Below are 17,706 nucleotides of genomic sequence, written 5' to 3' on the forward strand. Positions count from 1 at the left end.
TCTGGCTGAGGTGTCGACGCCAACCGAAAATAGGGCCATAATCGCCAGTTGAAAATGAGGCCACCTGACATCATTGAAGGTGATCAATTTGGATGATTGGGTAACTATCCGCCACCGCTACGCGAACGAGAAGATCTCCAAGCGGGAGCTGGCGAAACAGCTAGGCGTCTCGCGTGGCACTGTAGATCGGGCGTTGGCCGCGAAGGCTGCGCCGAAGTATGAACGAAGGCCTGCGGGTTCTTCCTTCGACGCTTTTGAGAAGGATGTTCGGCGCTTGCTAGTGGTGACGCCGAGGATGCCGGCAACGGTGTTGGCAGAGCGGGTGGGCTGGACTGGGGCGGCGTCTTTGTTCCGGGCCAAGGTCGCAGCGATCCGGCCCGAGTATGCGCCGGCGGATCCGGCGGACCGCCTCGTGCACGAACCGGGCAAGGTGGTGCAGTGTGATCTATGGTTCCCGCATCAGCCTCTGCCGTTAGGGCACGGGCAAGAGGGCAAGCCTCCGGTGCTGGTGATGACTAGTGCTTATTCTGGGTTTGTGCAGGCTCGCATGATTCCCTCCCGGACGACCGAGGATCTGCTCGGGGGTATGTGGGAGCTGATCCAGGAGGCCGATGCTGTACCGGCTCGCCTGTTGTGGGACAACGAGACTGGGATCGGGCGCGGGAAGCTGACCGAGGCGGCCAGCGCGTTCGCCGGGGTGTTGGGTACCGAGATCAAGCTCTTGCCACCGAGGGATCCTGAGTCCAAGGGCATGGTGGAGCGGATGAACGGGTTCTTCCGCCGCGGGTTCATGCCGGGTCGTGATTTCATTGACCCGCATGATTTCAACGACCAGCTCTATGCCTGGTTGCCACGGGCGAACGCCCGCTACACCCGCACCCGCGGCGGCACCCCGGCAGACATCGTGATCGAGGACCGGGCGGCAATGCGCCCGTTGGGTCCCATCGCCCCGGAAGCCGTGTTCCGCAAAGAGATTCGACTGCCCAGGGATTACTACGTACGGGTTCATTCGAACGACTACTCCGTGGACCCGTCCGCGATCGGCCGGCTCGTGCAGGTCACAGCAGATCTGGATACGGTCACGGTCACCGCCGGCGCTACGGTGTTGGCACGGCATGAACGCCGATGGGCCAAACACCAGATCTTCACTGACCCGGCCCATGTCAGCCGCGCCGCCGAGTTGCGTCGGGACTACCGGACCTCCATGGCCCGGAAACCGCCAGGGCAGGAGGCCGTGCAGGAGCGAGATCTTTCCATCTACGACCAGGCCTTCGGACTCTCCACCCCCAGCGACGACCTCGAGTTGGCTGGAGCTGCGCAATGAGCGCCGTCACCGCAAACGCGGGCAAGGATGTTCAGTACTACGCCCGGGCGCTGCGGGCGCCTCGGATCGGGGACGGGTACCGGCACCTGGCCGACACGGCCCGGGATGCGGGCTGGACGCATGAGGAATACCTTGCCGCCGTGCTCTCCCGGGAAGTCGCCGAGCGCGAAGCCTCCGGTGCCGCGTTGAGAGTCAAGGCCGCGAAATTCCCTGGCCACAAGACCCTGGAGGAGTTCAACTTCGATCACCAGCCCGCTGCCGACCGGTCCCTGATCGCTCATCTGGGCACTGGGTTGTTCCTGGAGGAAGCGAAAAACGTTGTCTTGCTCGGCCCGCCCGGGACAGGGAAAACGCACCTGGCCGTCGGTATCGCTACCCGCGCCGCCCACTCCGGGCACCGGGTTCTCTTCGATTCCGCGACCGGCTGGGTGGCCCGCCTCGCCCAGGCCCACAACCGCGGGCAACTGGCCGCCGAGCTGGCCAAACTGCGCCGCTACAAGCTCCTCATAATTGACGAAGTGGGCTACATCCCGTTCGACCAGGACTCCGCGAACCTGTTCTTCCAGCTCGTCTCCTCCCGCTACGAGCGGGCCTCGCTAATCCTGACCAGCAACCTTGCCTTCAGCCGCTGGGCCGACGTGTTCGGTGACGCCACGATCGCCTCGGCCATGATCGACAGGATCATCCACCACGCCGAAGTCATCAACCTCACCGGCAACAGCTACCGCCTCCAAGGCCGGCTCAAGCCACAAACAATGGCACAATAAGACCACACACCGTGGCCCCGTTTTCAATTGGCAAAAGTGGCCCTATTTTCGGTTGGCGTTGACATGAGGGCAGGACAGGTGCGAGGAGTCCAACATCTCCTGCAAGCCAGAGTCACTCACCGGTCGAATCTCGACCTAGGTCGTATTGGTCTACTGGCGGTCGGTGTTGGCCTCCTGCCATCATGGGCACCTTGGTGAGTGGGAGCAGAACAGGTTCGCTGCGGTTGAGGCTCGGATCAGTTTGCTCAATACGAGATCCCGAAATGGCAGTGGATACAGTCCTGCGTTCAGCGCACCATGACGCCAACCTCCGGCCCGTTGGCTCGGAGACAGACGGAGGCGGCACTCGATGGCTCGCGATGCTGCCGCGGCGATTGCTTGCGACATGGAGGAGAATGGCGCAGAGGACGATGCTAGGTGGATGGAAGAATCTACGGGCGCCAAACGGAATACTTGTTATGGCGATGGATCGCCTGCCGGCCTAGATGGGACTCCTCTGCTTGAGAATCCCGTCCGTTGCGATCGGCGCCTGCAGATCCTGCCAACGTTTCATCGGCTTTGTTTGCGGCAAAGGTTCCCCAACCCGCGCTTTGAACATCGCAAGTCCGGAAAGGCAGATTGGACGGTAGCGCCAGTTCGACACATAGACGTTGATTACCTGACGGGTCTGCCTGTGCGCTTTCACTCATCGACGATGGGCTGTCCGTTAGAAGACTCGTCCATGGGGATCCCGTGGAGGTGAATGCTCAAGGCGAACGGACTCAGGTGCAGGTTCGTTTCACGTGAAACTCATGCGGGGATCGGATGACGACACATTACGAAAATGGCTACTCGGTGAGGCGGTGGAGTTGTTGGTGCAGCCAGCTTCTTTACGCAGATGAATAGGTGCCACGGCTGGAGTGCCTGAGTAATGTCTCTGAGGTTGAATGGGCTTCCCATGCACTGGGACGGCAAATGGCAATCCGGGAGCTCGCGACGCCCCAAGGGCATGGCACCCCCTGTCCTGCGACCAGGTGCCCGGCGGCCGAGGCGGATGCTCGGACTCCGATGTCGGTCAGCTGAGCGCGTGGGGGATGCACGGCTCTCTCTTCGTGTGGCGTGAGCATAGCAGTCAGCTGTCCTGTCGCCGGCCCGAATACTAAGAAGGAGCAAGGCGACCGTGCCGCGGGTAGTGCCACCGTGACGGGGCCGCAGTAAGTTGATGATCGGTCCGCTCCGAGGACACCACAATACTGGGTAGACATTAGGCGCCTGGGATGTGCCATGCCCGGGGAGCAGTGGCACTGTCTGGAGCCTATTATCTCCTCGCTTTCGGAGGGGGCACACCCCGAGCGGCGCTGGCTACTTCTGCCCGGCCGCCAAGCCAAGCGACGGCGGATCGCAAGGGTTCAGGCAAGACACCCCATTGACTGCGGCAGGATCTAGGGCACCAGTTTGACTTGCGATCATCTGGACTGGGGTGAAGGGGTAGCCAAGCCTCTTGGGGACGTCTCCACCCGAACCTACGGCACCGCCTTGACCATTGCATCGCAGGCTACGCGGCGAACAGTGCCGCCCAAACCAGCGATAGCGGGATGTCGCGTTTCACGTGAAACGAAATGAAGGGGTTCGACTGTACTGGCCATGGAACCGCCAAGTTATGCCTGAGTGCGACTTCGGGACAGGATCAAGAAACTTTGCAGCGGCCCAGATCCGGGTCGTGAAGCCCACGGAGGATGGCTTGGCGATCCATGATGGCAGAGTCCTCGGGCGAAGGACGCCAGGCAGCGGGTTCCGCTGGAAGTACGTCAGGGTTCCAGTGAGGATCCTCTGCCAGCGCAGAGGCATCGAAGTCGAAGTGTTCTGCAGTGGATGGCGCGAGGGCCAGCTCGATGAGCGCCTTCAGCCATCGAGGATACTGCATCAATACCGGCTCACTCGGGTCGGATGGGAAGAGTCGACCCGTTGGGGAGCTCCAAGATACGTGGCCGTCTTCCTCGACCACCGGCGTCCAACCCCGAAGACCAACTCGGGCACGCTCCGGATTGGGGTGAGTGCGCTTTGATCCGCTCTTGGTCTTGTCATCTTTGAAGTGTTTGAGCAGATGGTGATGAAGACACAAGCTCTCGAGGTTGCCGAACGTGGTCTGTCCGCCACCTTCAAATGCCCTAATGTGGTCTACATCGGAGCTGCATGCCTTCGCCGTGCACCCTGGGAACTGACAGTATTCATCCCTGATTCGGATCATGGTACGCATCGCTTTGGTGATGCGGTAGCTCTCGGGTGCAATGTCCAGGGGCTCAGGCCTCCGGACATGGTCAGTGCGCGGTTTTTGTAGTTTGTTGAATTGCCGCGGTTCTTACTGCGGCTGAGGCTGTTAATTTCACGCCTGTTGTGAGATAATAAAGGCGTGATGATTTCTTGTGTGGGTGGGTGAAACAATGGTTTCAATGACTACCCAAACCGCCCTTCCCGTACTTCCGGACCTTGGCGCTGTGCTCATGGGCGAGCGTGCGGCCCTGCTGGAAAACGCCTCTGGTGGCAAGGTCTTCATTAACGGGCAGCTGGCCTATGTGTGGGGTGCGGGCCAGGACGGTCTGCGCCGGTTGGCGGCCTCTCAACTGGTCGATACCGGTGCCGCCCAGGTCAACGAGGTCGCCGCAGCTTTCGGCGTCAACACGGAGTCGTTGCGGCGCTGGCGCAAGTCCCTTGAAGGCACTGGCCTGATGGGCCTGGCACCGGTAAAGAAGGGACCCAAACGCCCCTCCCTGCTCACGGAAGCCAAAGCAGCAGAAATTCGTGCTATTCGTGCCGGCGGTTTGAGCCTGCGGGCCACCGCTGAAGCGACGGGGGTTTCCACCGACACGGTCCGGCGCGCCATGGCCATGACCACCACGGCAGAAGCACCGACCACTGATGCTGCCCACGATTCTCTGGTACCCCTTGAAGCAGCGGGGCAGCGTGCACTGCCGCTCTTACCAGCCCCGGTGGCCCGCGATGCCGAGCGGGCCGCTGCCGGCCTGCTCGAGGCTGCAGCGCCTTTGTTTGCCCCGGCCGCCAACGTTCGCCACGCCGGCTTGTTCCTGGCCTTCCCCGCACTGGAATCCACCGGTCTGATCAGCTGTGCGAAAGAGGTGTACGGGGCGTTGCCGAATGGTTTCTACGGCCTCGAGACCGTCCTGATTGATAGCGTGCTGCGAGCACTGGCCGGGGAATCTAGGGCTGAGGGCGCGACGCGCTTTGACCCGGGTGAGCTCGGGCGGGTGTTGGGGTTGGATCGGGCCCCGGAAGTAAAAACCATCCGCCGCCGGATCAGCCAACTCGCCGAAACCGGCAAGGCCGGGGAACTGATTGCCGCCCTGGCCAAACACCATCTGACAGGCACCGGGCCTGGCGGGGAGGACCTGGCTGCGGTGCTTTATGTTGACGGGCACGTGCGCGCCTATCAAGGCACGAAAAAGATTGGGAAGATCTACTCCACGAGGCTCAAGTTCCCAGTCCCGGCGACCGAAGAAACCTGGGTCACCGACGCCCATGGTTCACCGGTCTTCGTTGTCATGGCCGCACCCGGCGCGTCCCTGGCCGCCGAACTGCGCGACCTCCTGCCCGAGCTGCGCACAGCCGTTGGGGATGACCGGCGCGTGTTGGTCGGCTTCGACCGCGGCGGCTGGTCACCGGCATTGTTCAAGCACATGGACTCAGCCGGTTTTGATGTGTTGACCTGGCGCAAAGGCGTTACGGAGGACATCAGCGAAGATCTCTTCACAGAGGTCACGCACACCGACGACCACGGGCAGAGACGCAAATGGTCGGTGGCGGACACGCTCGTTGATCTGCCCCTGGCAACGACCAAGACCAGCGGTGAAGTCTTCACGATCCGGCAGATCAGCAGGGTCGTGGGCACCACCGGTGACGGGAGCAGGCAAATCCATATCCTCACCACCGACCGGACCATGAGTGCCGGGGAGGTTGTGTATCGCATGGGCAATAGGTGGAGGCAGGAAAATCAGTTCCGCTACGCCCGGATGCACTTCGATCTTGACTCCCACGATTCCTACACCAGCACCGGTGACGATGAGGAGCGGATGGTGCCGAACCCTGCCAAGGCCAAGGCGTACCAAAAAGTCGTTGCCGCCCGGAATGCTCATGCCGAGGCCGCTGCGATCGCCGAGACGAACCTGATGGCGCTGAAAACCCCGGCAGAAGGCTCCACGGAACTGGCTGTCACGGTCACCAGCGCCATGCACAACCAGGCCATGGCACCGCTCTGGGAAGCAGAAACGGCGCTGATCGCGGCCGAGAAGGCTCACAAAGCCATTCCGGCAAAACTCCGTCTCGGGGAACTGAACCCGGGCCAGCAAGTCCTGGATACCGAGGTCAAGCTCATCCATACCGGCATCCGCATGGCCGCCTACAACACCGCGATGACCATCGCCCGCGAGATCCGCACCAACACCGGCTACCGGCGCGCCAGCCAGGAAGCCCACGCCCTCATGCGTCAGATATTCAACCAGCCCGGCGACATCGACACCACCAAGCCCGGCCTCCTCACCATCACCCTGGACCCGCTACCCACCAAGGCCAAAACCGCGGCCGCCGCCCAACTATGCGAGCACCTAAACAGCGCCGAAACTCGCTACCCCAGCACCGAGCTCATCCTGCGCTACAAAATCAAGAACACCACCTAGCACCCCACAGCAATTACCTCACCATGACCGGAGCCCTGGGGCTTGCTGCTAATGGGATCCACTAGGAGTCGGTAAAGACTCGGTGCATTCGCGGTCAGTTCCTTGGCGACCTCAATGCTGATGGGACCGACCCCTTCCATCCATGCGGGTTCCGTAGTGGCGCCAAGAAGGGACAAGACGGGGACAACAACAATCGGAAGAACACGAGGCAGTGGCGGCCAAATTGAATCGTTGCCTGACTTCCCGGGCTGCGGTGGTTCCCCATCTGGTTGCAGGTCAGTTTGCGCCCGAAATTCAGGCACTGGAAGGAGCGTTGGGGGAGTGGCTCCAGGGAACCAATCTGGCTCATTTCTGGGGTCAGGCTCTTTGAAGTTGGGATCCCGGTAATCGGGATCATCAAAGACGGGGACGTTCCACGGGTACATCCACCAATACCTTGCCCCGTCGTCGCATCCAGGATCATCCGATCCGCCAGCCACGAATGTATCGGTTCTTGCCGTCTCAAATGGGATGTTTGACCGGTTTGCGAAGCCTTGGGGTGAATTGCTGATGGGCTCCTGCCCTGACTTCGACTCGGGAATGGGCTCATCTTGTGTATTGCCATCTGATGCGCCGGTAAGCCCATCTGTGGAGGTGCTTTCATTGTCCCCAGACCCAGACCCAGACCCAGACCCAGACCCAGACCCAGAGCCAGAGCCAGACCCAGCCCCAGACTCGGTGCTGGCAGTGAAGGTGGCCTTGGGATGGGATGCGTGAACAGGAGTGGGAGACGGAGGTGGTCCGCAGGACGGTAGGTCCGGGCTTGGGTAGGGATTCGTTCCATCGCTGTAGGGCACACCCGCTGGTTCTGGAAATCCGACCCGGGATGGGGCGAAGATGTTGTTCTCTGCAAGACTTTGATTCAGCAGCATGGCTGCTGCAACGTCTATCCTCAGCTGCGTCAGCGTGCGACTTTCATGGGGACCCTGTGCTGCCTGAGCTGTGGCAGTGCATTGGTCCCAGATGCCCTCAACAGTGGGCGCAGGCGCGTAGAAGCTCAACCAGGCCATACCGTCACGCGCATGGCTCTTGGTCATTCTGCGGTCTGAATACGCCTTGCGGGTGCGTGGGACCAGGCTCTCCGGGTACCGGCGTTCACGCATGCGGCGGGCCTTCTCGCGGAAGCTGGGAATCGTACAGTTCTGGGCTTTGCCAAGCAGTAGGAGTTCAAAGGCCGCTATGTCAGCGTCGGGAACTCCGGACTCACGAAGCAATGACGTTTCCTCTGCGATGATGACGGCGTGTTCCCACCCCAGCTCGCCTCTGTGGAGATGTTGCATGGTGGTGGGCAATTGCCTCACCAGTGTTGTGGAGTGGAGCATCAGATTGTTGCCAGCGCCCTCGGGCAATTGCAGGACCGCGGCCAGTTCTGCGGCCATGCTTGAAAGGGAGTTCTGGCACTGCCAAGCATCGAGTGCGAGAATTCCGGCTTCGAGTTCTACGCTGCTGGCGAGACGGTCAATCAGTACCGCTGCCATGCCGGCGCAAGTGTTCTGGTGCTTCTTAAGTGCATCCACGGACGACATGCAGTCGTCCATGAGCCGCCGGGCGTAGTCGAGTTGTGACGCGCAGGCAGTCTGGGGAGACGTGGCGGATTCTTGGGGTCCCGGCCCATCTGGATGACCCGGGTCAGAAATTTTGTTGCTATTGGTGGGGCCAGGAAAGACCGGCAGGGGGATCATCGACTGAATGTCAGTGGCAAGTGGTTGAATGCGGGGAAGGTTCAGCGCTGCAATCAGCTCCGCCACAGCAGCTGTGGTGGATGTGTCAGCCCGTCCATACGGGAAATTCTGAAGATTGCCCATAACTAATATTAGAACAAAGATTCGCATTACACAATAGCTTACATTAGATTGTAATCATTAGATTCTAGTGCCATGTGGCGCCGGGTGGGCGCATTCAAGCCCGGGCGAGGGGCCTGGCTGGGGAATGTTTCACGTGGAACGAGCCTGTCGGTCAATGCGGAGATGCGTGGGGTTCGAAGTCTCACAATAGTGACCGCGCGTCGGGCGATACCTGGGAGGGGTTGTGCGACGGATGGCGAAAGGCGCGAGGCATGGCGAGTTAGCAGCCTGCTGGGCCTTTCCAGTCCCTGAGTGGATCGAAACAGGGGCGCGCCGGCGGGTGAGTATTTGCTTGTTTGTGAGCCAGCAATATTCCGCGTGGGGACCGCCACGGGAAGCGCAATTGTTCTCCGCGTGGGCCACTAGTGGACTTGCCGGGAGCCATTTCGCCGACGGTGTGGTGGGCGATGCCGCGGCGTAAGAAGGTTCGCCCTGGACCGCTCGCCCCTGCAGGCTGCCGGGCAATGCCAACTACGGGATGTGCACGGCGGACTCCAAGCTGGCGGCGATAGCGGAGCAGTTGTCCAGCGGGGACCCCGAGGGGAAGCCTCTCCGGAAGTGGCGTGCGCCCGGGGAACGCCGTTGCGGCCCGGCTCCACGTGTTCTGCACGCGGTGTCCGCATATGGACCGGCACCGGCACCGGCACCGGCATCCGCGCCGACGTGGTCAATAACCGGGACGCCCACCACCCCATCCGGATCCGAGCCAGAAGGTACACGTGACGCGAGAACATCGACGCCGTCCAGGAATAGATCAGGCCCATGGGAAGGTGGTGGCTCCCACGCGGGGAGGTACTGGCCCCCAACAGCATTATCACTGGCTCCCGACGGCGATAATGGGTGGTCCCCAGACCATCGATTACTCAGCAGGAGGGTGCTGGCGTGCAGGCGGCGCGGGGAAGATCAGCTGAGGCGGTCCGGTGTCTCCTCGATGCGACCGGGGGTGCTGAAGTAAGTCGCGGGGTGGCTAAGGTTGGGGTTGAAATTCTGAGGCGCCTGATAGTCGATCGAGGCTATGTGCCGTCACAGCGCGGACGCTGCCTTCATGGCGCAAGATACTTGCGGGTACCGGATGTAACTATGTGTTAGCCTGCGCTCAGCCCTGGCTTGCAGTTGATCTAAGATGCAGCTCATGGAGCGACCAAGGTGCCGCGTGGTTTGACGGGACTGGCGATCGAAGCTGCTCGGGGGGCAGGTGTGTCAGCCGCTTGAAGTTCAGCGGCCCATCGCGGTCGGATGGTCCAGATGCCAGGACGGGTTGCGGGGTGGGTCTGGTGCGTGGTCAGGGCGGTTGGCCTGGTGGGTCAGGAGCGTGGTTGGGGCCGTTGGTTGGTTGGGTCGGAGACGTGACCAGGGTTCGCGCGCTTCAAATCAGAGGCGGGTCGGCCGGCGGGATGGCAGTTTGGCGATCTCTGGCTGGGGGCTGAACGCGTTGATTCTGGACACTCCCGCTCTCTGACACCTCGGCGCGTTCGCCTGGCACTGTCAACTTCCGGAAAGAAGAGATGTGCAACAAGTGGCTATGAGGGGGGAAGGCTGCCAGCGCGAATCTGTTGGTGAATTGAGGGCCGACGACGAATTGAGGAACAACGGTGCAGGTTGCCGAAGTGCGCCAACGGTTGATGGCGCCCGTTGGCAAAATTTGGGTGGGCCGGGTTGAAATAGTGACTGAAAACCGTCCGGTAACAGAAAGTGGCCGCATTATTTTTGGCGCTTAGGATCAATCTGGGAGAAGCGAATATGGGGTGTTAAACAGCTGGGGGCCGGACAATGTCCGGCCCCCAGCTGTCTACTCTTCGCATCTTGCGCCTTGGCCTATGCGAACCCAAAGTTGCTCCGCTTGGGGCAGCTTCAGGGCTCGCGGGTAGGCGACAGGCCCGCGACCCTACTTAAGGACGCTGGCGAATTCCTTCTCAAAGTACTGCTTGGGGCGTGCGCCAATGACGGTGCCCGTTACTTCGCCGCCCTGGAACAGGTAGACAGCGGGAATCGAAGTGATTCCATACTTGGCGGAGATTGCCGGGTTGGCGTCGACATCGACCTTGACTACCTCAACCTTCTCAGCGTGCTCCACGGAGATTTCGTCCAGGATGGGACCGAGCTTGCGGCAGGGGCCACACCATTCTGCCCAGAAGTCCACGATGACAGGCTTGTCTGAATTCAGGACCAGTTCTTCAAATGTCGCATCAGATGCGCTCTTGGCATTGCTCATGGCTGTCTCAGCTTTCTCTTAGGAATCCTGCTCGGCGAGGAAGTGCTCCACATCCAGGGCGGCAACACATCCGGAACCGGCGGCCGTGATGGCCTGGCGGTAGGTGGGGTCAACGACGTCGCCTGCGGCGAAGACGCCGGGGAGGCTGGTCTTGGAGGAGCGGCCTTCGACGGCGATCGTGCCGGCTTCGGTCAGTTCCAGGACACCCTTCACGAGGTCCACTCGGGGATCGTTGCCTATGGCAACGAAAACGCCGGTGACGGCAAGCTCGGAGGCCTCACCGGTGACCAGGTTGTTCAGGCGGACGCCGGAGACCTTGGCTTCCCCGTCGATGCCCACCACTTCAGAGTTCCAAATGAACTTGATCTTGGGGTGGTTCAGGGCACGGTCGGCCATGATCTTTGAGGCGCGGAGGGTGTCACGGCGGTGCACAACGGTGACGGTCTCGGCGAACTTGGTCAGGAAGATGGCTTCCTCCATGGCGGAGTCGCCGCCGCCAATCACGGCGATGTCCTGGCCCTTGAAGAAGAAGCCGTCACAGGTGGCACATGAGCTGACGCCGTGGCCGACGAGGCGCTTCTCGCCCTCCACGCCCAGGGCGCGGTAGGCGGACCCGGTGGACACAATGACCGTGCGGGCCTTGAATTCCTGGCCGTCGGCCAGGGTGACGGTCTTTACCGCACCTTCAAGCTCAACGGAAGTGACGTCGTCGTACATGACCTCGGTGCCAAACTTCTCTGCCTGTGCGCCGAGGTTCTCCATGAGGTCCGGGCCCATGATGCCGTCGGGGAATCCGGGGAAGTTCTCCACGTCGGTGGTGTTCATGAGCTCGCCGCCGGCGGTCACGGAACCGGCGATCATGAGGGGCTTGAGGTCTGCACGGGCGGTGTAAATGGCCGCGGTGTAGCCTGCCGGGCCGGAACCGACGATGATGACATCGCGAACGTCGCTGGCGGGGGTTACTTCAGTGCTCACGGGTGAGTGTTCCTCTTCCTTCATTGACTGGACCGCATTGGCAGCCCAACGGGACCTTCGATAGCCACAACCGGTGGGGGATCCCAGATATTCCGCACCGGTGCTTGAAAGCTACTTGATGCTGATCTCGGCAATCTTCAAGCCGTAGGGATACTGGGTGAACGGAGCCAGGTTGGGCAGCTGCGTGAAGTTGATGATGACGTACTTGCCCTTGGCTCCGGGAGCGGCAGGAATGGTCAGGTCGGGGGCGCTGAAGGAGCCGTTGCCGATCTTTGTGGCTCCGTCGACGGAAGGTTTGTCGTTGGTCAGGATGTTGAACTGGCCACCGGTGCCGTTGAGCTGGGTGATGGTGACGGAACTGATGTTGGAATCCGCCTCCAATTCCACGGCGAGGTTGATGCCCTCCGTCATGCCGGCAAAGTCGGCGCTGGAGAACTCGACGGTGGGCCAGTAGGTGGCCTTGTTGCCGTCGATGGCGTCCGGGAGCCGAGGGAAGTAGGTTTCACCGTAGTTGGGCACGCCGTCGGCGTAGGTGGTGACGTCCGTCAGGCCCTTGATGACAGGGAGCACCGGCGCGGGTTCAACCGGTGCCTGCGAGCTGGGTGTGCCTGTGCTGTTGCTGCTGGTTTCATCCGACGGCGCGGCGCTGGTGTTGCCGCCTGCCTGGTTGGAGCCGTTCAGCAGGCCGGCGATGTGCTGGACCGCAAAGACCAGCGCAATGATGAGCAGCACGCTGACGATTGCACCGGTCAGCCACCGTCCGCTGATGCGCGGGGTGTTGCGCTCGTCGTCTTCCTCATCGTCGTAGTAGTCCTCTTCGTAGCCGTCGCTGGCCGCGCGCAGCTCGGTTGGGAAGACGCCCGGGCGGTTGGTGCCGGAATTCGCGGGCTGCCCGGCGTCGTCGTTCATGAAGCCAAAATCAGAGTCGTCCCAGACGGTGACCTTGGAGGCCGGCCCCTTCGCCGCCGCTGGAGGCACGACGGCGTCACCCGGCTGGGTTGGACGTCCCACCGCAGCAGCGGGCGGGGGTGTGGGGTCCGGCTCCCGGTGCACGCGCGGCAGCGGGTGGGCGGGTGTCAGCGGTGAATTGTCTTCATAAACGTAGCCGCTGGCGGTGGGGGCGGCATCACGGGCCGCACCAAAGATTTCAGTGCCCAGGGTGTCGGTGAAGAACGGCTCCTGGTACGTTTCTTCCACGGGTTCGGTGGGGACGACAAGGTCAAGGAGATCAGCCGGGGTGGTTCGTGCGGCGATCAGGTAGGCGGAGCTGTCCTGGACACCAAGGTCAAGGATGGAGACGTTGGAAATTCGTGCACCGGTGGCCACTTCGCGGGCACTTTGTGTCAGGTGCTCGGAGTTGTCGACGGACGCCACCAAAATGCTAACGGGCCGGTTCAAGACCTGGTCCAGGCCATCCAAAATGACGTCGTTCTCAGCGGAAGCCAAGATACGGCCAGTCACCTTGTAGCGACCGCCAAGGATGGAGCCCACATCAATAGGTTGTGGCACCAATTCCTCCTCTAACATGCATGGTGGCCTGTGCTGCGGATGCGCACGAAGCCATATTCTGACTGATTCTATAGGAAAACCCTGTAAGAACCATGGATTCCGCTACCGGATGATGGCGGCGGCATTATGCCGAAACTACCCCATAAAACGATGCGTGGCTGCCTAAAAAGCTCGGGGCGGCACCCGATAAAGGCCCCAACGGCGCCCAAACATCAACCTTTAGCGCCCCGGCAGGCGGCTCTTGACCTTGGACAGGACGGGATTCATCAGGGCATCCACCTCTGGAATCCGCATCTGCTTGAGGATGACGAAATAGAGGACCGCCATCACGGTGCCCACAACGGCGAGGACGATTGCCGAGGCAGTAATGGACTGCCACATGAAGCCGTCGCTGGATGAACTGCCAAAGAGCCGCAGGAGCAGCTCGCCCGCAACGCCGGCTGCGAGGGCCGCCACCAGGTAGCGCATGTGGGCGCGCATGACGAGTCCTTGGCCGTAGTCGCCGATCTTCGCCCTCAGGAAGAAATGGCTGATAACTGCGGCAGCCACATTGCTGATGGTGTAGCTGAGCGCCAATCCGTAAATGATCCATTCGTGCGGCAGTGATCCCGCGTACAGTGCGGTGCATAAACCAATGGCCACCATGATGCACTGAATGATGAATGGCGTCTTGGCGTTTTCCTGCGCATAAAACACACGGTTGAGGATGAAATTGATGCTGTAAAAAGGGGCGCCGATCGCGAGGATGGCGAGGGTGATCGCCACCTGCCGGCCGACGTCGGGCTGGTTGCCTGAGAAGAGCATGCCGAAGGGTCCCGACAGCACCAACAGGGCGATCCCGGCGAAGACCGTGGCGATTCCCGTGGTGCGCAAGGCCGCGGCCAGGGAGTCACGCACCCCCGAGGAGTCATTGCGGGCGGCAGCATGGGCCATGGCCGTAAACATGACGGTGGCGATGGACAGCGCGATGATCGAGTGCGGCATGATGTACAGCTCGGTGGCGCGGTTCAGGACCAGGATGCCCGGATTCGAGGTGGCCGATTGGGGGTCGCTGTCCGTGGGGATGGTCGCAACACGGAGGATGACCAGGAAGAACAGGTTGCCGATGATCATGGTGCCCATGGTCCAGGTGGCGATCTTCGCGGTGGAGCCAAGGCCCGTACCCTTCAATCCAAACCGCGGACGCAGGTTGAGCCCGAGCCGGTGCACAGGGATGATCAGAGCCGCCGCCTGGATGACAATGCCCAGCGTGGCGGTGCCTGCGAGCATCGCCGTTTCACCCAGGGTCCAGTTGTCCACGGTGTGATGGCTGTTGGCCTCGCTGCCGGCCACCAGGATGAAGACCAGCAGCCCGGCGATGGCCACCACGTTGTTGAGGACGGGCGCCCAGGCGTAGGCCTTGAAGGAATCATGGGCGTTGAGCACCTGGCCCAACAATGAGTACAACCCGTAAAAGAAGATCTGGGGCAGCAGGAACAGGCCAAAGATGATGGCCAGTTGCATGTTCTTGCCTGTAAAGGACATGGTCAGGCCCATGAGCGGAACCACCAGCACCAAGACAAGGGCCGTCAATCCCAAGAGCCCGGTGATGCCCACGGTCAAGAGCCGGGAAATGAACTCAGTGCCGCCGTCGGCCTCGCGGCTGGCCTTGGCGATCTGTGGGATCAACACTGCATTGAACACGCCGCCGGCGATCATGATGAAGATGAGGTTGGGCAGGTAGTTCGCCGCTTCAAAGATGTCCGCCACAGGGCTGCCGATGATGGCGATGCTGAGCACGATGCCCTTGAGGAACCCCAAGATGCGCGATGCCATGGTGCCCAGGGCCAGGGACGCGCTGGACCGCACCGCGCTGGGCGCGGCACCGCCGGGGGCTTCACCCTCCCCCTCGTTGTCCATGTCGATGATGGGCAGGGCCCCCGTGGCGGGGCCGACCATCATGGCGGACTGCGGATTGGCCTGCACCACGGCAAACATGGAAGTGTCCACGGTGGGCCGCGCAGATCGCGGCGCCCACGTGGGTTTTGGCGGGATTTGTACCCGTTCTTCGTTAGACATCGTTCCCATCATCTCACCGCAGCCTTGGTGGGGGCTGGTAACCGGGAAAGCGGTGTTGGATACATGTCGGACACAGGGCCCACCCCTCGGCAGGGTGTCCGCAGTTTCCCGGCATGGGCCTAAAAGTGCTCCGGCAGCAGTTCGCGGGCAAGGTCCGTGATGCGCCGTTCATTGGGAAACGACAGCTTCCGGGCCAATTCGTCAAGCGGAACCCAGGCCACATCCACGGCCTCGTGGTCGGGGTCATTCTCAATGGTGAGGAACCCGCCGGTGGCCCGCAGCAGGAAGTGGTGGACCGTTTTGTGCACGCGGTGGCCGCTGACGGTGAACCAGTAGTCGATGCTGCCGAGCGGGGCCAGCACGTCCCCGGCGATGCCGGTCTCTTCCTCAATCTCCCGCACGGCGGCCTGGGCATGGGTTTCCACGCCTTCGGGATGGCCCTTCGGCAGGCACCACTCAAGCCGGCCACCGCGGTTGATGCGGGCAATAATCGCAACCCGGGGGGCGCCGTCGTGCATCTCCACCACCACGCCGCCGGCGGAGACTTCCTCCATGGTGGGCAGCTGGCTGGGGACCGGTGCCGCGGGCATGCCTTGGGACCCCAGTGCCGGCGGCAACGGGTTCCTCTTCGGCGCGCGCGGCACGGGGTGGACCATGGAGTCCACTCTAGCTATCTTTGGGCGCCGATGATGACAGGAAGGCGCGCAGTTTGCCATGTCCGCGCGTGCAGGCGGCGGATGCGGGCGGCGGCGTGTCGGCAAAAGTCTGGCATTCTTAAGGAACCATGGATTTAGTGCCTGATACTTCAAAACTTGACCCGGTCGTCCTTGAGCTGGGACGGCTCTTTGACGACGCCGGATATGAGCTTTCGCTGGTTGGCGGGCCTGTGCGGGACCTCTTTTTGGGACGAATTTCCCCGGACCTGGATTTCACCACCAACGCCACGCCGGAGCAGATTCTTCAGGTGGCCCGGAAATGGGCGGACTCGCACTGGGAGATGGGCCGGGACTTTGGCACCATCGGCTTCCGGAAGCGCAACCGGAACAAGGAGGTGCTTCTCATTGAGGTCACCACCTACCGGGCCGAGGCGTACGACCCTGACTCCCGCAAGCCGGTGGTGGCGTTCGGCACCTCGCTCGTGGATGACCTGCAGCGCCGTGACTTCAGCGTCAACTCGATGGCGCTGCGGCTGCCCGGCATGGAGCTGGTGGACCCGTTTGGCGGCACCGCCGACCTGGCCGCAGGCATCCTGCGCACACCCGGCGCGCCCGAGGACTCCTTTTCCGACGACCCCCTGCGCATGATGCGGGCAGCCCGGTTCGCCTCGCAGCTGGGCTTCGACCTCCACCCGGAAGTGCTGGCCGCCATGACTGGCATGGCTGAGCGGATCAGCATCATCTCCGCCGAGCGGGTCCGCGACGAACTCGTGAAGCTGATCTGCGGTGCCCACCCGCGGGCCGGCGTGGACATCCTGGTTTCCACGGGGCTGGCCGAGCTGGTGCTGCCCGAGGTTCCAGCGCTCAAGCTGGAAACGGACGAGCACCACCGCCACAAGGACGTCTACCAGCACTCGCTGCAGGTCCTGGAACAGGCGGCCGCCCTGGAAACCGGGCCCGACGGCGCCGTGCCCGGCCCTGACTTCGTGCTGCGGTTTGCCGCGCTGATGCACGACGTCGGCAAGCCCAAGACCCGCCGTTTTGAGCCGGGCGGGGGTGTCAGTTTCCGGCACCATGACCTGGCTGGCGCGAAGCTCACCGCCAAGCGGATGCGGGCGCTGCGCTTTGACAACGACTCGATCAAGGCCGTCTCACGCCTGGTGGAACTGCACATGCGCTTCTACGGATACGGCGAATCCGGCTGGAGTGACTCCGCCGTGCGCCGCTACGTGACGGATGCCGGGCCGCTGCTGGAGCGCCTGCACCGGCTGACCCGCTCCGACGTCACCACGCGGAACCAGCGCAAGGCCGAGCGCCTCTCATTTGCCTACGACGACCTGGAACAGCGGATTTCCGAACTCGCCGCCCAGGAGGAGCTGAATTCCATCCGCCCCGACCTGGACGGCGGGGCCATCATGGCGCTGCTTGGGGTCAAGCCGGGCCGTGTGGTGGGACGCGCCTACAACTTCCTGCTTGAACTGCGCATGGAACACGGCCCGCTGGGCCCGGAGAGGGCTGAAGCCGAGCTGCGGGCCTGGTGGGCGGACCAGCCGGAGTCGCAGGAAACTGGACCCGAAACGGAACCCAGGGCCCCCGAGTCTCCGGCTGCGCCGGGATCCCCGCTTCCGGCGCAGGACACCTCAGACTGACGGGCA

At 62.3% G+C, this 17,706-nt stretch carries 11 protein-coding genes; 4 read left to right on the top strand and 7 right to left on the bottom strand.

Annotated elements, in window-relative coordinates; translation table 11 throughout:
• Positions 1-79 precede the first annotated feature (79 nt).
• A complete protein-coding gene (istA, locus tag JOF48_RS07560; protein ID WP_209684278.1) occupies positions 80-1,324 on the top strand; it encodes an IS21 family transposase in 1,245 nt (414 codons plus the stop codon).
• Positions 1,321-2,091 carry an IS21-like element helper ATPase IstB gene (gene istB, locus JOF48_RS07565; protein ID WP_209679120.1) on the top strand — a complete coding sequence of 257 codons (771 nt, stop codon included), beginning with the start codon at positions 1,321-1,323 and terminating at the stop codon, positions 2,089-2,091. The genes istA and istB overlap by 4 nt, the downstream gene beginning before the upstream one ends.
• A gap of 1,666 nt (positions 2,092-3,757) precedes the next feature.
• On the opposite strand, the gene JOF48_RS20155 is transcribed toward istB, so the two are convergent.
• Positions 3,758-4,327 (bottom strand): HNH endonuclease signature motif containing protein, encoded by a 570-nt coding sequence (locus JOF48_RS20155; protein ID WP_209679122.1) that lies wholly within the window; start codon positions 4,325-4,327, stop codon positions 3,758-3,760.
• 193 nt (positions 4,328-4,520) lie between these two features.
• Between JOF48_RS20155 and JOF48_RS07575 the strand changes: the two genes are divergently transcribed.
• Complete coding sequence (locus JOF48_RS07575; RefSeq protein WP_209679124.1) at positions 4,521-6,758, top strand: putative transposase; 2,238 nt, start codon at positions 4,521-4,523, stop codon at positions 6,756-6,758.
• On the opposite strand, the gene JOF48_RS20160 is transcribed toward JOF48_RS07575, so the two are convergent.
• The 6 genes from JOF48_RS20160 to JOF48_RS07605 all read right to left on the bottom strand — a co-directional run bounded on the left by JOF48_RS20160 (position 6,755) and on the right by JOF48_RS07605 (position 16,051).
• Positions 6,755-8,629 (bottom strand): DUF222 domain-containing protein, encoded by a 1,875-nt coding sequence (locus JOF48_RS20160; RefSeq protein ID WP_425353708.1) that lies wholly within the window; start codon positions 8,627-8,629, stop codon positions 6,755-6,757. The two genes, JOF48_RS07575 and JOF48_RS20160, sit on opposite strands and share 4 nt — an antisense overlap.
• 1,897 nt (positions 8,630-10,526) lie before the next feature.
• Positions 10,527-10,853, bottom strand: coding sequence for a thioredoxin (gene trxA, locus JOF48_RS07585; protein ID WP_209679130.1), 327 nt, complete (start codon positions 10,851-10,853; stop codon positions 10,527-10,529).
• Positions 10,854-10,871: 18 nt separating this feature from the next.
• Positions 10,872-11,852, bottom strand: a complete 981-nt coding sequence (trxB, locus tag JOF48_RS07590; protein ID WP_209679133.1) for a thioredoxin-disulfide reductase — start codon at positions 11,850-11,852, stop codon at positions 10,872-10,874.
• An 87-nt stretch (positions 11,853-11,939) separates the two neighbouring features.
• Entirely contained in the window at positions 11,940-13,337 is a 1,398-nt protein-coding gene (locus tag JOF48_RS07595; protein ID WP_209679135.1) for an ABC transporter substrate-binding protein, read from the bottom strand.
• A 219-nt stretch (positions 13,338-13,556) separates the two neighbouring features.
• Positions 13,557-15,395: a murein biosynthesis integral membrane protein MurJ gene (murJ, locus tag JOF48_RS07600; RefSeq protein WP_209679138.1), complete on the bottom strand. Its 1,839-nt coding sequence runs from the start codon at positions 15,393-15,395 to the stop codon at positions 13,557-13,559.
• 119 nt (positions 15,396-15,514) lie between these two features.
• Positions 15,515-16,051 carry an NUDIX hydrolase gene (locus JOF48_RS07605; RefSeq protein ID WP_209679141.1) on the bottom strand — a complete coding sequence of 179 codons (537 nt, stop codon included), beginning with the start codon at positions 16,049-16,051 and terminating at the stop codon, positions 15,515-15,517.
• A 137-nt stretch (positions 16,052-16,188) separates the two neighbouring features.
• Here JOF48_RS07605 and JOF48_RS07610 point away from each other — a divergent pair, with 137 nt between their 5' ends.
• The gene (locus JOF48_RS07610) at positions 16,189-17,700 is read left to right on the top strand and encodes a CCA tRNA nucleotidyltransferase (RefSeq protein ID WP_342591187.1); all 1,512 of its coding nucleotides are present in this window, start codon (positions 16,189-16,191) and stop codon (positions 17,698-17,700) included.
• The last annotated feature ends 6 nt before the right edge of the window (positions 17,701-17,706 follow it).

Source organism: Arthrobacter stackebrandtii (assembly GCF_017876675.1).
Lineage (GTDB): Bacteria > Actinomycetota > Actinomycetes > Actinomycetales > Micrococcaceae > Specibacter > Specibacter stackebrandtii.

Bases quoted from the DNA above. Each gene is read 5' to 3' on its own strand.
- JOF48_RS20160 (WP_425353708.1), bottom strand. From the start codon at position 8,629: ATGCGAATCTTTGTTCTAATATTAGTTATGGGCAATCTTCAGAATTTC.
- JOF48_RS07605 (WP_209679141.1), bottom strand. From the start codon at position 16,051: ATGGTCCACCCCGTGCCGCGCGCGCCGAAGAGGAACCCGTTGCCGCCG.
- JOF48_RS20155 (WP_209679122.1), bottom strand. From the start codon at position 4,327: ATGCGTACCATGATCCGAATCAGGGATGAATACTGTCAGTTCCCAGGG.
- trxB (WP_209679133.1), bottom strand. From the start codon at position 11,852: ATGAAGGAAGAGGAACACTCACCCGTGAGCACTGAAGTAACCCCCGCC.
- istB (WP_209679120.1), top strand. From the start codon at position 1,321: ATGAGCGCCGTCACCGCAAACGCGGGCAAGGATGTTCAGTACTACGCC.
- trxA (WP_209679130.1), bottom strand. From the start codon at position 10,853: ATGAGCAATGCCAAGAGCGCATCTGATGCGACATTTGAAGAACTGGTC.
- murJ (WP_209679138.1), bottom strand. From the start codon at position 15,395: ATGTCTAACGAAGAACGGGTACAAATCCCGCCAAAACCCACGTGGGCG.
- JOF48_RS07575 (WP_209679124.1), top strand. From the start codon at position 4,521: ATGACTACCCAAACCGCCCTTCCCGTACTTCCGGACCTTGGCGCTGTG.